We start from the raw sequence: 12,755 nt of genomic DNA, 5'->3' as shown, positions 1-12,755 counted from the left end.
GGGCAATGCTACACTAAAATTAGTAGCTGCCCGGCGAATAATTTTCCTAATGCGTTTGGCAGCGCTCTTTTTCTTCGCTTTCCCCTCCTCGCTGTCCCCGCTGCGAACCAGCTCTACGCGTCCTTTACCGGCTCCTAGCCCTTTTCCCCCGCCACATTAGCCAAGCCTCGCGCAACTGCTGCGCCACTCGCGTAGTCAGCCGCAAAGCGGCGTATCCCCAGGATCAGTTAAATTCGTTAAATCAGCGATTTATGGTTTGGTACTTCTCTAGGTTGCCGGGGTCCACGTCGGTCATCATCGTGATGAGTTGTTGCTTCTGGGCAGCGTCGGGCGCGGTGCGGAAGATGTTGGTAATCTCGTCGGCCTTGGCGTCGAAAAAGGCGCGCACAAAAAGGGTTTGGGGGCGCTGCACGTTGGCTTTCTGAATGTTGCCTAGGGCCGTCATAATGGAAGCGCGGGCTTCATCGGGCTTCTGAATAAAAATGTCCATACCCTGCCGGTAATAGCCGTAGAGCGCCGTGCGGAAGCCTTCGAGCTGGGGCGCGGTCAGGTTTTCGAGCAGCCAGTAGCGGTTGCGCGTACCCGCGTCGGTCCATCCAGGGTCGCTCTCATTCGTCACGTTCTGCTGGGCCGAGTACTGCTCAATGATGCGCGCCTGGTCGTAGTACTGCGAGCCACCGAAGCGGGCAAACGTGTCTTGGTCGGTGCCAATTACCATGTAGGCATAAAAGCCCAGCAGCGAGGCCAGGTTGCCCACGAAGCTATTGGGCGAAAAGTCGAGCGGCGTGGTAGGAGTATAGTTGAAGTTGAAGCTGCGGTCGTTGATATTCAACAGGTTGGTTTCGTAGCTAGTGCCGTAGATGGGTCGCGTGGCAATCAGGCGCATGGTAGCCTGGTAGCTGCCGTTTTGTGGAATAGCCGTAATGCCCACGAACATGCGCACCTTGATGCGCTCATCAATCTGCCCTTCTACGCGGTAGGGCTGCCGCGTCCAGGTGCGCGTGTTGAGGAAGTCCTGCATGTCCTTCTTCATGCTGGCCAGAATATTCTGGTCGGTAATCGTCACGTTTTGCAGCGAGATTTCCACCGTAGCGTTTAGCTCGGTAGCCTGGCTAGGGGCGGCCGCCAGCAGTCCAAGCAGCAACCCAATCAGCGTTAAGATATTACGACGCATACACGGCAGTAAAGCGGGAAAGGATGAGTTGCACCAGCCGGTGCGCCAGCTCGGTTTTAGCTTGTAAGTCAAATGTAAGCACCTGCCCTACCCTATCAAGCACCGCTACCTTGTTGGTATCGTGCCCAAAGCCGGCCCCGGCATCGCGCAGCGAGTTGAGCACCACCAAGTCGAAGTTCTTGCGCAGCAGCTTGTCGTGGGCGTGCAGTAGCTCGTTGGTAGTTTCCAACGCAAAACCCACCGAAAATTGTTCGGTCCGCTTGGTTTCGCCCAGCGTGGCCGCAATATCCACGTTCTTGACTAGCGTCAGTGTCAGCGTATCGCCTTGTTTTTTAATCTTTTCAGTCGCCACTTCGGCTGGGCGGTAGTCGGCCACGGCCGCGGCAAATACCCACACGTCGGCCCTAGGGGCCACCGCGGCCGCCGCCGCATACATCTGCTGGGCCGTCTCGACGCGCACCGTTTCGATAAGCGGATTAGCTGGCGTGGGCAGCGCGGTAGGGCCGCTCACCAGCGTTACCCTGGCGCCGGTAGCGGCAAAGGCTTCGGCCAGCGCATAGCCCATTTTGCCCGTCGAGCGGTTGCCGATGAAGCGTACCGGGTCGAGGGGCTCATAAGTGGGGCCAGCGGTTAGCAGAACGTGCATGGGGAGTGGTAGCACCAAGCTCTAGCTTGGTGAATTAGCCAGCCGGCTCGCTCAACGACGCACCAGGCTGGAGCTTGGCCTTACTGAAAAAAGTGGTTAACGCGGCCACAATCTGCTCGGGCTCCAGCATGCGGCCGGGGCCGCTGAGGCCGCTGGCCAGCTCGCCAGCCGGCGAGTCGAACACGTGGTTGCCGAAGCTGCGCAGGCGTTGCAAGTTTTGCTGCACCGCCGGGTGGGCGTACATATCCAGGTCCATGGCCGGAGCCAGAAACACCGGGCAGCGGGCCGACAAGTACACCGCGCTTAGTAAATTAGGGCAGAGGCCGTTGGCTAGCTGCCCTAAGGTATTGGCGCTGGCGGGGGCAATTACGTAAGCTTCAGCCCACAAGCCCAGCTCCACGTGGTTGTGCCACTGGCCGCTGGCAGCATCGCGCAGGAAGCTGGTTAGTACCGGCTTTTTGGATAGCGTGCCTAGGGTCAGGGGCGTGACGAACGCCGCCGCCGACTCGGTTAGTATTACCTGCACTTCGGCCCCGGCTTGCAACAGCAGGCGCGTGAGCGGCGCCGCCTTATAGGCCGCAATGCTGCCGCTGACGCCCAGCAGCAGGCGGCGCCCAGCCAGCGGCGCCGGGCTGGCCGCGTCAATCGGGGGGCTAGGGACTGGCATGGGGCGAAAAGAACAGCGCACGTTAGCTAGTTAGCAGAAACGTCATGCTGAGCCCCGCGAAGCATCTCTCCCGAACGATACCCTAGGGGCGTGGTAGAGATGCTTCGCGGGGCTCAGCATGACGTTCTGTTCCAATATTGTTTAGTACCTAGCGCGACTTAGAACAGCTCGCGGGGCACTACTACGGGGGCGGCTTCGGGCGTTTCGTAGGTCAGCTCGCCGGCCATAAACTCTTCGATGGCTTGGCTGGTGGGCTTGGGCATACGCTCGTACTGCTTGCTAACCTCGATTTGCTCGCGGTTTTCAAACACTTCTTCCAGGTTGTCGACGGTGGTGGCGAACTCCGACAAGCGGTCGGCAAGCTCCTCTTTCAGCTTCACCGACAGTTGGTTGGCGCGCTTCGAGATGATGGAGATGGCTTCGTACACGTTGCCGCCTTCGGTCGCGATGTCGGCCAGATTGCGGGTCACGATGGAGGCCGGGGCAGTGGTTTTCATGGGGGTGTGCGTTAGTCGGTTAAAAGGTATTCATTGCTGGCTGCCAGTGTTCGCCGGCCGGCAAGCACGGAGAACCAACAAGTGACGGAATTAATTCGCGGCCGTGCCGGTAGCTTCGGTGGGCAGCGCATCGAGGCGCTTTATCTCGGCGCGGCTATCGTCGTACATATCCTGGGCGGCGCGTAGGCTTTTGCTTTGGGGGTAGGTGTCAACGAAATGCTGGTAGATGTTGACGGCTTCGGTGAAGCGCTCCTTTTGCTTGCTTTCGATGCTTTCCCGAGCCCAAGCGTACTGAGCGGCCAGGCGCAGGTAGTCGGCCTGCTCGGCGTAGGCCGAGCCGGGATACTGCACGTTGAAGTTGCCTAGGGCCGTGACGGCGGCCTGGTTGTAGCGCAGGGCGTAGTAAAGCTTGGCGCTGGTGAAGGCCTTGTTTTCCAGCTTCTTTTGCAGCTCCTGCGACATGCCCTCCGCATCGGCGCGGAACTGGCTGGTGGGGTAGTTGTTCAAAAAGTCCTGAATGGTTTCCAGGGCCGTCACCGTGTTGGTTTGGTCCAGCTCGTAGGTTGGCGAGTCGCGGTAGAGCGAGCGGGCCCGCAAAAACTGGGCTTCCTCCACCTGGGGCGAGTTCGGGTAGGTATCCACGAACTGCTTGAAGTAGTAGGCGGCCAGCACGTAGTTGCGCTGCTTGTAGTTGGTGTTGGCGAAGTAAAACTGCGCCTTCTCCGCCTCGGGGCGGCCTTTGAGTAGGGGTATCAACTCCTCCAGCAGCGTACCCGCGCGGAAGAAGTCGCCCTTGTCGTAGTACTTAATGGCCGCCTCGTATTTTTCGTTTACGTTGGTGCTTTTCAGCAGCTTCTGGTAGCCCGTGCACGAGCCCAGCAGCAGCGCGCTGGAAAGTAGGAAGGCCGAAATCAAACGGGAGAGTCGCATACAAAGGGCAAAGGTAGTGAGTAGCGGTCAGTGAGTAACAGATAGGGCATAAGTAGTTCTATCTGCTACTCACTGCCCTAGGAGCCTAGAAGCTAGCGCTGGGTTGCAGCGGCCGCGGGCACCGAGGGGCGCGCGGCCGGGGCCACGGGCGGCCCGGCCGGGGCTTGGGGCAGCGGCAGCTTGGGGGCGGCCTTGGGCTTGGCGCGGGGCCTAGGGGCGGTTTTGGCTTTGCCCTTGGGCTTGGCTTTGGGCTTGCTTCTGGGTTTCCTGGCGGGCGCTTTTTTCAAATCGCTGGCAAAGTGCTTGCCCAGCACCTGGCGGCGCGTGGGGCGCTCGGCCGCCCGCCACTTAAAGCCTTTAAACTGCTTTTCCTCGGCTTTTAGCTCGGCGGGGGGCGTGTAGCTAGCCTCGGGGTTGGTGACCCACGTGAGCTGCTTAATCTTGTTATCGGCGAAGCGCAGCGTCATGCTGGCCGACACCGACTTGTTCATGCCCGACATCACCGAATCGCCCTCCAGCGTGAAGTAGATACTTTCGGCGTTGCCCAGCACGTCGATGCGCCGCAGTTGGCTTTGCTGAAAGTAGGCCACCATGCGCCGGCCTTTCACCTGGTTGTAATCGCCAATGGTATCTTCCTGAATGGCAAAGGCATTACCCAGCAGCAGGGCCTTGTGCAGCTGGCCGTGCAAAAAGCGAATGTTCATCGAGTCGCTGGTGAGCTGGTTGCGGGCCTGCCACAGCACCGGGTCGCGGTTGAGGTAAATCACGCTGTCCTGCCGGTCGTAGGTGAGCGAGTCGGCGCGGCCCTGCACGCGGCCGCGGACTAGCTGCGCCCTAGGCCAGGCGTAGAGGATGGGGCGCTGCTTGAGGTTGCTGGGGCGGCTTTCCACGCTCAGCAGCGTGTCGGCGGCCAGGTACAGCGTGTCGCGGCCCGAGATGCTGCGCACCACCGGGCGGGTACCAAAAATCTTGGTGCGGCCCAGCGCCCGCCAGTAGCGGCCCTGGTCGCCGCGCAGCACCACGTTGTCTTTCTTGGAGATGAGCGTGGCGTGCCCATTGGCCTCGCCATACAGCCGCTTCTCGTCGTAGCGCAGCTGGTCGCCGCCCAGCAAGTAGTTGGGGGTCGTAATCTTGGCGTTGCGCTCGAAGTTCGACAGCCGCGTGATGGTGTTGTAGGTGCCGCGCTCGGCGTACAGCTCGCTCTGTTGGTCCTGGATGTAGGTAGGTCCTTCAAAGGTGGCCAGCTTGCTGATGGTATTGAAAATCAGCTGGTCGGTACGCAGGTCGGTGCGCTCGCCCTTCTCGTTGAGCGACACCAGGTGCACGCTGCGCCGAAAGTCGAACACCTTGCTGTTGGTGTCGTAGAAGCCCTGCTCGCTGTCGAGGGTATTCTTGGGGTCTACGAGGTGGCCGCCCACGGTATAAAAGGCGGTTTTGCGGTCCAGGTCATAGTCTAAGGCCTGGGTGGTCAGGGTCATTCGCGGGTCGGTCATCACCACGTCGCCCGTAATGCGGGCCGTGCGCTGGTTGCCGTCGTAGGCGCCGTGGTTGCCGGTAATGATCAGCGTGTCGCTTTGCACAATGCGCACGTGGTTGAAGGCCTCAATCTGATTTTTGTCGAGGTACTGGTAGGCCGAGTCGCAGTACAGCAGCACGTCGCCCTGCTGGAAGCTCACGGTGTCGATGAGCTTGCGAATGGGCATGCCGTTGAACACGCCGCCCCGCAGAATGCCCGCGTGCAGCAGCTTTACCGGCACGCCAGTAGCTGGCTTGGGCGTGGCCGCGCCGGGCCGGGCGGGTGCCTCGGCGGCCGGCGGCCGGGTGGCGGGGGCGGCCGGGCGGGTTTGGGCCCACGCGGCCCCTAGGGGACCGGCCAGCCCCAGCAGCAATACAAAAAAACGGAGAAGCGACATGCAAGGCAAAGGTACGGCCGGCACCTAACGCGCATCTTTGTAACCTAGTGCCTTTCCCTGCCAGCCATGAAACTGCACGTATTTGGCGCGTCCGGCGCGGGCGTCACTACCCTGGGCCACGCGCTCAGCGCCGCCCTAGGGCTTCCCTACTTCGATAGCGACGACTACTTCTGGCTGCCCACCAAGCCTGAGTTCACCCACCGCCCCCCCGGCCGCGCGCGGTGCCTTGCTCGCTCATGACCTGGCCGCGCTGCCCAGCTGGATACTAGGTGGCTCAGTGGGCGGCTGGGACGATAGCTGGTGGACGGCCTTCGACCTGGTGGTGTTTTTGTGGCTGCCGCCCACGCTGCGGCTGCAACGCCTGGCCGCCCGCGAGCAGCAGCGCTACGGCGCGGCCCTGGCCACCGACCCCGCCCAGGCGGCCCGCACGGCCGCTTTTCTGGAATGGGCGGCGGGCTACGACGACAGCAGCACCGGCGGCACCCGCACCCTGGCCAACCACACCGCCTGGCTCGGGCGCTTTGCCTGCCCGGTGCTGGCGCTGCGCGGCGACCTGACGGTGGCCGAGCGCTTGGCGGCGGTGCTGGAAAAGGTGCAAACTTTACAGCGCCAGCCTCGCTCAGCGCACCTCTGCGGCTTTACCCACTGCGTACCTCAGCGGGAAATGTACCTAGGGCCGCCGCACCTCCTCCAGCCGATGTTAAACCAAGTAAAAGACTACATCCAACAACACGCCCTCTTCGACCCCGCTACCGACACCGTATTGGTGGCCGTGAGCGGCGGCCTCGACTCGGTGGTGCTGCTCGACGTGCTGCACCGCCTAGGAGTGCGCTTGGCCGTGGCGCACTGCCACTTCGGGCTGCGTGGCGACGAGGCCGACGCCGACGAGCAGTTCGTGCGCAAGCTGGCCAAGCAGTACGAGGCGCCCTACCACGCCGAATTTTTCCAAACCAAGGCCTTTGCCGAGCGGGAGGGCATCTCAACCCAGATGGCGGCCCGGCTGCTGCGCTACCAGTGGTTTGAGCAGGTGCGCCAGCAGCACGGCTACGCGGCCGTGGCCACCGCCCACCACCGCCGCGACCAGGCCGAAACCATGCTGCTCAACCTGACCCACGGCACCGGCCTGGCGGGCCTGCACGGCATTCAGCCCAAAAACGGCCATGTGGTACGCCCGCTGCTGGGCCTGGGCCGCGACGACCTCTACGACTACCTGGTCGAAAATCGCCTCATCTGGCGCGAAGATGCTAGCAACGACAGCCCCGTGTACCAGCGCAACCGCCTGCGCCTGGAGGCGCTGCCCGTGCTGCGCGACCTCAACCCCAACCTCGATAACACCTTGGCCGCCACGGCCGAGCGCGTGGGCGGGGCCGAGGAAATCGTGCGCCGCTACGTGGCCGACACCGCCGCCCAGGCCCGGCGCGACGAGCCCGAGGCCACTTATTTCAACATTGCCACGCTGCAGAACACGGCCGCTACGGCGCTGGTGCTGCACGAGCTGCTGCGGCCCTTCGGCTTTTCGTGGGCGGTGAGCAAGGAAATTGCGGGCAGCTTCAACAGCCTCTCGGGCAAGCAGTTCGACTCGCCCACCCACCGCCTGGTGAAGGACCGGGCCCAGTTGGTAGTGACGCCGCGCCGGCTGGCGCAGTACGGCACCTTCCAGCTCACCCAGGGCCAGGCCGACCTGCTGGCCGACGGCCTGCGCCTGCGCGCCAGCGAGCACCCTAGGGCCGGCTACGAGGTGCCGCGCTCACGCAGCACCGCCGCGCTCGATGCCGACAAGCTGCAGTTTCCGCTCACGCTGCGGCGCTGGCGCGAGGGCGATTGGTTTATGCCCCTGGGCATGCGCGGCAAAAAGCACCTGAGCGACTTTCTGATTGACCAGAAGGTACCACTGAACCTGAAAGATGAGGTGCGGGTGCTGACCTCGGCCGACGGCAAAATCTGCTGGGTGGTAGGCTTCCGCGTAGACGACCGCTTTAAGGTAACCGACGAAACCGCGCGGGTGCTGCAAGTGCAGCGGCTGTAGCAGGGCCGGCGCCAATTGGCTAGGCTGGGGCGGGCGGCGGGTCCCTAGGCCAAGCGTTCAGCAAAATGTCAGGCGCCTAGCCCTACTTTTACCGCGCCAGAGTTGCTGGCTGTTTTCGTATCCTCATCCCCCCGCACCATGAAAGTTACCGTAGTTGGGGCTGGCAACGTGGGCGCTACCTGCGCCGACGTGCTCGCCACCCGCGAAATCGCCAATGAAGTTGTGCTGCTCGACGTAAAGGAAGGCATTGCCGAAGGCAAAGCCCTCGACATCTGGCAGAAAGCTCCCATTATCGGCTATGATACCCGCACGGTGGGCGTCACCAACGACTACGCCCGCACGGCCGACTCGGAGGTGGTGGTTATCACCTCGGGCCTGCCCCGCAAGCCCGGCATGAGCCGCGACGACCTGATTTCGGTGAACGCCGGCATCGTGAAGTCGGTGACCGAGCAGGTGGTGCAGCACTCGCCCAACGCCATCATCATCGTGGTGAGCAACCCGCTCGACGTGATGACCTACCAGGCGCACCTCACCTCGAAGCTGCCCCGCGAAAAGGTGTTCGGCATGGCCGGCATCCTCGACACGGCCCGCTACCGCGCCTTTTTGGCCGAGGCTCTGAACGTGAGCCCCAAGGACATCCAGGCGGTGCTGATGGGCGGCCACGGCAATACCATGGTACCCCTGCCCCGCTACACCACCGTGGGCGGCATCCCCGTTACCGAGTTGATTGGCAAAGAGCAACTCGATGCCATTGTTGACCGCACCATCAACGGCGGCGGCGAGTTGGTGAAGCTCATGGGCACCAGCGCCTGGTATGCGCCCGGCGCCGCCGCCGCCCAAATGGTAGAAGCCATCGTGCGCAACCAGCGCCGCGTGTTCCCGGTGTGCCTCGAGCTGCAGGGCGAGTACGGCATCAACGGCGTGTACCTGGGTGCCCCGGTCATCCTGGGCAAGAACGGCATCGAGCGCGTGATTGAGCTGCAGCTCAACGACGAGGAGAAAGCGCTGCTCGAAACCTCGCGCGGCCACGTGAAGGAGGTAATGGAAGCCCTAGACAAGATGGGCCAGCCGGCTGCATAAGGCCTAGGGTTGTTCTATATTAAAAAGCCCCGCCAGCTTGCGCTGGCGGGGCTTTTTGGTGTTAGGCTGCTTACTCAAACTGCTGAATATTTTCGAAATCAGCTTGATGCGTCCGCTGTTCCTCTTCTAAGTCGTAATCATTTTGCAACCCAAGCCAGAATTTAGGCGAGTTCCCAAAATAACGAGCTAGCCGCAGGGCCGTGTCGGCGGTAATGCGACGCCTGCCTTTCAGAATCTCGGAAAGGCGGGTCTGTGGAATACTGATACCCTTAGCCAACCGATAGGCCGTCAGGTTAAGCTCGGCTAAAAACTCTTCTTGCAAAACCTCGCCTGGATGAATGTTAGGTAATAGGTCCATACTTAGCTGCAGCCAGACGGGGCTGCGCCGATTAATCTTACTGAGTTTCGGAAAACAGCCATCCGGCTTATCAATGGTAGTCTACAATCTCAACTTCAGTTGCTTGGCCTTCAGCCCAGCGAAAAATAATTCGCCACTGGTCATTGATGCGAATACTATAAAAGTCCTTTAAGTTACCTAGGAGCTTCTCTAAACGGTTAGCGGGCGGAATGCGCAAGTCGGCAATGTTCTGGGAATTATGCAGCATTCGCAGCTTGCGGCGACCTATTTTCTGCACTTCGATTGGCAATTTGGTTACCTGCTCACCCTGCCAGATTTTCTCCGTTTCTTTCGAGCCGAATGATTTAATCATACTAACGACCTGCGTTACTAACGACAAAAATAAGCAATCTTTACCTAATCATAACATTTGCTTATTGTGCGCAGCTCACATAACTTCACAATATATTTCTGACCAGTCTTTTACTAATGGCCTAGTCAGAGATGGCTCGAATGGTTAAGGCAACGGATTGAAAATCCGTCAGAGGCGCAAGTTTCTTAGGGGTTCGAATCCCCTTCTCTCCGCGACTTTACTTTTAAGTAAGGTTTAAATGGCAGCCACTAGGCTGCCATTTTGGTTTCACACCTGAATCACCCCCACATTATACGCCCGCTCAATCGGCGCGTGGTTGGCGGCGGCCAGGCCCTCGGCCAGCACGCGGCGGGTTTCTAGGGGGTCGATAATGGCATCGACCCAGAGGCGGGCGGCGGCGTAATAGGGCGACAGCTGCTGGTCGTAGCGGGCTTTTATTTTGTCTAGCAACTCCTTTTTGGCTTCGTCCGAAAGCTTCTCCCCTTTGGCCTCGGCGGCGGCTACTTGTATCTGCAGCAGCGTGTTAGCGGCGGCAGCCCCGCTCATTACGGCTAGCTGGGCGCTGGGCCAGGCTACTATCAGGCGCGGGTCGTAGGCTTTGCCGCACATGGCGTAGTTGCCCGCGCCGTAGCTGTTGCCGATTATCACCGTGAACTTGGGTACCACGCTGTTGCTCATGGCGTTTACCATCTTGGCGCCGTCCTTGATGATGCCGCCCTGCTCGCTGGCCGAGCCCACCATGAAGCCCGTCACGTCGTGCAAAAACACCAGCGGCACGCGCTGCTGGTTGCAGTTCATAATAAAGCGCGCGGCCTTGTCGGCGCTGTCCGAGTAGATGACGCCGCCCATCTGCATGCCGGTTTTCTTGCTTTTCACAATCTTACGCTGGTTGGCCACAATGCCCACCGCCCAGCCATCGAGGCGCCCTAGGCCACACAAAATCGTTTGGCCGTACTCCGGTTTGTACTCGTCAAATTCGGAATTATCGAGCAGGCGCAGCACCACCTCGCGCATGTCGTAGGGCTTGGTGCGGTCGGCGGGCAGCAGCCCCAGTAGCTCCTGCGCATCGAGCTTGGGGGCGGCGGGCGCCGCGCGGCTGAAACCGGCGGTGGGCCTAGCCCCCATTTTGTCGAAAATGCCCCGGATGTGGTCGAGCGCCGCCTCGTCCGAGTCGAACTTATTATCCGTTACGCCCGAAATCTCGCAGTGCATAGCTGCACCCCCTAGGCTCTCATTATCAATACTTTCGCCGATGGCCGACTTCACCAGGTACGACCCGGCCAGGAATACCGAGCCGGTACCATTCACAATCAGCGCCTCGTCGCTCATAATGGGCAGATAGGCGCCGCCCGCCACGCAAGGCCCCATGATGGCGGCAATCTGCACGATGCCCAGGCTGCTCATCACGGCGTTGTTGCGGAAAATGCGGCCGAAGTGCTCCTTGTCGGGAAAAATCTCGTCCTGCATGGGTAGGTACACGCCCGCCGAATCGACGAGGTAAATGATGGGCAGCTTGTTTTCGATGCTGATTTCCTGGGCCCGCAGGTTTTTCTTGGCCGTGATGGGAAACCAGGCGCCGGCCTTCACGGTGGCGTCGTTGGCCACCACCAGGCACTGGCGGCCCTGCACGTAGCCCATTACTACCACCACGCCGCCGCTGGGGCAGCCGCCCTCGCTGGCATACATACCCTCACCGGCAAAGGCCCCAATTTCCACTTGCGGCGCATCCTTATCCAGGAGGTAGGCAATGCGCTCGCGGGCCGTGAGCTTGCCTTTAGCGTGCTGGGCGGCAATGCGCTTCTCGCCGCCCCCTAGGGCTACTTTTTCTAGCTTTTTGCGCAGCTGGTAGGTGAGCTGCTGCAGATGGTCTTCGTTGCGGTTGAACTCGATATTCATGGGTGGGAAGTGGTATCGTGGGCGCTACGCGCCCCCGAGTAGCAGGGTAAGAATGGGACGCGGCCGGCCGCGCGGAGCGCGCAGCCAATAAAAAACCCGCTCCTTGCGAAGCGGGTTTCAAAAGTACGACGGGGCCGAAGCTAGGGCCGCACCAGGGCCGGGGCCGGCTCGGTTTGAGTTTTGGTAGTCACGGCACCGCTGGGCTTCACGGTAGTGGTTTTAGTTTCCTTTTTGCCACCCCCGCCAAACACCGAGAAGTGCACGTAGCGCTTGGGGTTGGCTTGCAGGTCCTGGATGAGTGAGTTGGAGCTGGAAGCCGTAGCGTTCAGGTTATTATACAACGTCGTATCGTTGATGAGCTTGCCCAGCGAGCCCTTTTGGTCGGTGAGGGCGCGGTTGACGCCGGCCATCGTTTGCTGAGCCTCGGCCATGGTGCTGTTGAGGCGGCGCAGGGCCGGGCCCACGGGTGCGTTTTTCAATGAGTCCGACAGCTGGCTGAAGTTGCTGGCAATCCGGTCGAGCTTGCCGGTGCTTTTATTGAGGGCGGCGCTCATCTGGGCCAGGTTGCGCGTGATGGCGTTGATGTTGGCCTGGTTGCTGGCAATGAGTCGCTGCAGGGCCACGGTGCTTTCGCGGGCGCCTTGCAGCGTGCCCTGGATGTTAGTCTGGGCGTCCTTGTTCAAAAAGCCGTTGATGTGCGACAGCGTGGAGTTTACCGTGTCGAGGGTGGTTTGGGCGCGGGCCTGCACGAGGTCGCTCAGGCTCTGGGCCGAGGTGGTACGCAGCGTTTCGCCGCCCTTATACTCCTTGGTGTTATTACCCACTTTGAGCGTGAGGGTGGTTGAGCCCAGTATCGAGCCTACCAGGCGCACCGTGGTGGAGTCGCCTACTTTCACGCCTTTTTCCATTTCAAGGGCCACTTTCACCGAGTTGCCGTTTTCGGGCTGCAGCTCCAGGTTTTTCACCTGCCCCACTTTAATGCCATTGAGCATGATGGGGGCGCCTACGTTCAGGCCATTCACGGTGGGGTACACCGCGTAAAAGGTATGGTCGTTGGAAAGCAAATTACTGCCTCGCAGAAAGTTGAAGCCGACGGCCAGGGCTATAAGCGCGACAACGGCCAACAGGCCTACTTTTATTTCTTTAGACACGGGAAGAGTAAATTAGCAGCGTACGATAGGGAGCGCTGCCGCCTAAAATTGGCGCAGCTAGGGCC

13 protein-coding genes and 1 tRNA gene are annotated in these 12,755 nt (G+C 60.9%); 4 read left to right on the top strand and 10 right to left on the bottom strand.

Features of this window, described 5'->3' with window-relative positions:
* Window positions 1–241: 241 nt before the first annotated feature.
* The 6 genes from porD to HHL22_RS02405 form a co-directional block, all read right to left on the bottom strand.
* Window positions 242–1,174 (bottom strand): type IX secretion system protein PorD, encoded by a 933-nt coding sequence (porD, locus tag HHL22_RS02425; protein ID WP_169529375.1) that lies wholly within the window; start codon window positions 1,172–1,174, stop codon window positions 242–244.
* Window positions 1,164–1,820 carry a phosphopantothenoylcysteine decarboxylase gene (locus HHL22_RS23855; RefSeq protein WP_241737947.1) on the bottom strand — a complete coding sequence of 219 codons (657 nt, stop codon included), beginning with the start codon at window positions 1,818–1,820 and terminating at the stop codon, window positions 1,164–1,166. The genes porD and HHL22_RS23855 overlap by 11 nt, the downstream gene beginning before the upstream one ends.
* A 34-nt stretch (window positions 1,821–1,854) precedes the next feature.
* Window positions 1,855–2,487 (bottom strand): flavoprotein, encoded by a 633-nt coding sequence (locus tag HHL22_RS23850; protein WP_241737946.1) that lies wholly within the window; start codon window positions 2,485–2,487, stop codon window positions 1,855–1,857.
* A 158-nt stretch (window positions 2,488–2,645) separates the two neighbouring features.
* On the bottom strand, window positions 2,646–2,984 hold the full coding sequence (locus HHL22_RS02415; protein WP_169529374.1) for a DNA-directed RNA polymerase subunit omega: 339 nt from the start codon (window positions 2,982–2,984) through the stop codon (window positions 2,646–2,648).
* A gap of 90 nt (window positions 2,985–3,074) precedes the next feature.
* Window positions 3,075–3,914 (bottom strand): outer membrane protein assembly factor BamD, encoded by an 840-nt coding sequence (locus HHL22_RS02410; protein WP_169529373.1) that lies wholly within the window; start codon window positions 3,912–3,914, stop codon window positions 3,075–3,077.
* Window positions 3,915–4,006: 92 nt separating this feature from the next.
* A complete protein-coding gene (locus HHL22_RS02405; RefSeq protein ID WP_169529372.1) occupies window positions 4,007–5,827 on the bottom strand; it encodes an OstA-like protein in 1,821 nt (606 codons plus the stop codon).
* A 66-nt stretch (window positions 5,828–5,893) separates the two neighbouring features.
* Between HHL22_RS02405 and HHL22_RS02400 the strand changes: the two genes are divergently transcribed.
* The 3 genes from HHL22_RS02400 (at window position 5,894) to mdh (ending at window position 8,933) form a co-directional block, all read left to right on the top strand.
* A complete protein-coding gene (locus HHL22_RS02400; protein WP_169529371.1) occupies window positions 5,894–6,067 on the top strand; it encodes a P-loop NTPase family protein in 174 nt (57 codons plus the stop codon).
* Window positions 6,054–7,853, top strand: coding sequence for a tRNA lysidine(34) synthetase TilS (gene tilS, locus HHL22_RS02395; RefSeq protein ID WP_241737945.1), 1,800 nt, complete (start codon window positions 6,054–6,056; stop codon window positions 7,851–7,853). Before HHL22_RS02400 ends, tilS begins: the two co-directional genes overlap by 14 nt.
* 138 nt (window positions 7,854–7,991) lie before the next feature.
* Window positions 7,992–8,933 carry a malate dehydrogenase gene (gene mdh, locus HHL22_RS02390; RefSeq protein WP_169529370.1) on the top strand — a complete coding sequence of 314 codons (942 nt, stop codon included), beginning with the start codon at window positions 7,992–7,994 and terminating at the stop codon, window positions 8,931–8,933.
* A gap of 70 nt (window positions 8,934–9,003) precedes the next feature.
* On the opposite strand, the gene HHL22_RS02385 is transcribed toward mdh, so the two are convergent.
* Complete coding sequence (locus tag HHL22_RS02385; protein WP_169529369.1) at window positions 9,004–9,291, bottom strand: HigA family addiction module antitoxin; 288 nt, start codon at window positions 9,289–9,291, stop codon at window positions 9,004–9,006.
* 70 nt (window positions 9,292–9,361) lie between these two features.
* A complete protein-coding gene (locus tag HHL22_RS02380) occupies window positions 9,362–9,643 on the bottom strand; it encodes a type II toxin-antitoxin system RelE/ParE family toxin (RefSeq protein WP_169529368.1) in 282 nt (93 codons plus the stop codon).
* Between the two features lie 127 nt (window positions 9,644–9,770).
* On the opposite strand from HHL22_RS02380, the gene HHL22_RS02375 reads away from it, so the two are divergent.
* Window positions 9,771–9,855: transfer RNA gene (locus tag HHL22_RS02375), tRNA-Phe, on the top strand.
* Window positions 9,856–9,910: 55 nt separating this feature from the next.
* Here the strand turns inward: HHL22_RS02375 and HHL22_RS02370 are convergent.
* Entirely contained in the window at window positions 9,911–11,539 is a 1,629-nt protein-coding gene (locus HHL22_RS02370; RefSeq protein WP_169529367.1) for an acyl-CoA carboxylase subunit beta, read from the bottom strand.
* A 140-nt stretch (window positions 11,540–11,679) separates the two neighbouring features.
* On the bottom strand, window positions 11,680–12,690 hold the full coding sequence (locus HHL22_RS02365; RefSeq protein WP_169529366.1) for an MlaD family protein: 1,011 nt from the start codon (window positions 12,688–12,690) through the stop codon (window positions 11,680–11,682).
* Window positions 12,691–12,755 lie beyond the last annotated feature (65 nt).

It is taken from the genome of Hymenobacter polaris, from assembly GCF_012927305.1.
GTDB classification, from domain to species: Bacteria; Bacteroidota; Bacteroidia; order Cytophagales; family Hymenobacteraceae; genus Hymenobacter; species Hymenobacter polaris.
The sequence above is the reverse complement of the archived record's forward strand: the minus strand, read 5'-3'. Positions and strand labels throughout refer to the sequence as shown.

Excerpts from the sequence above, each read along its gene's own strand:
- HHL22_RS23850 (WP_241737946.1), bottom strand. The coding sequence starts at position 2,487 with ATGCCAGTCCCTAGCCCCCCGATTGACGCGGCCAGCCCGGCGCCGCTG.
- HHL22_RS02410 (WP_169529373.1), bottom strand. The coding sequence starts at position 3,914 with ATGCGACTCTCCCGTTTGATTTCGGCCTTCCTACTTTCCAGCGCGCTG.
- HHL22_RS02370 (WP_169529367.1), bottom strand. The coding sequence starts at position 11,539 with ATGAATATCGAGTTCAACCGCAACGAAGACCATCTGCAGCAGCTCACC.
- porD (WP_169529375.1), bottom strand. The coding sequence starts at position 1,174 with ATGCGTCGTAATATCTTAACGCTGATTGGGTTGCTGCTTGGACTGCTG.
- HHL22_RS02380 (WP_169529368.1), bottom strand. The coding sequence starts at position 9,643 with ATGATTAAATCATTCGGCTCGAAAGAAACGGAGAAAATCTGGCAGGGT.
- HHL22_RS23855 (WP_241737947.1), bottom strand. The coding sequence starts at position 1,820 with ATGCACGTTCTGCTAACCGCTGGCCCCACTTATGAGCCCCTCGACCCG.
- HHL22_RS02400 (WP_169529371.1), top strand. The coding sequence starts at position 5,894 with ATGAAACTGCACGTATTTGGCGCGTCCGGCGCGGGCGTCACTACCCTG.
- HHL22_RS02385 (WP_169529369.1), bottom strand. The coding sequence starts at position 9,291 with ATGGACCTATTACCTAACATTCATCCAGGCGAGGTTTTGCAAGAAGAG.
- mdh (WP_169529370.1), top strand. The coding sequence starts at position 7,992 with ATGAAAGTTACCGTAGTTGGGGCTGGCAACGTGGGCGCTACCTGCGCC.
- HHL22_RS02415 (WP_169529374.1), bottom strand. The coding sequence starts at position 2,984 with ATGAAAACCACTGCCCCGGCCTCCATCGTGACCCGCAATCTGGCCGAC.
- HHL22_RS02405 (WP_169529372.1), bottom strand. The coding sequence starts at position 5,827 with ATGTCGCTTCTCCGTTTTTTTGTATTGCTGCTGGGGCTGGCCGGTCCC.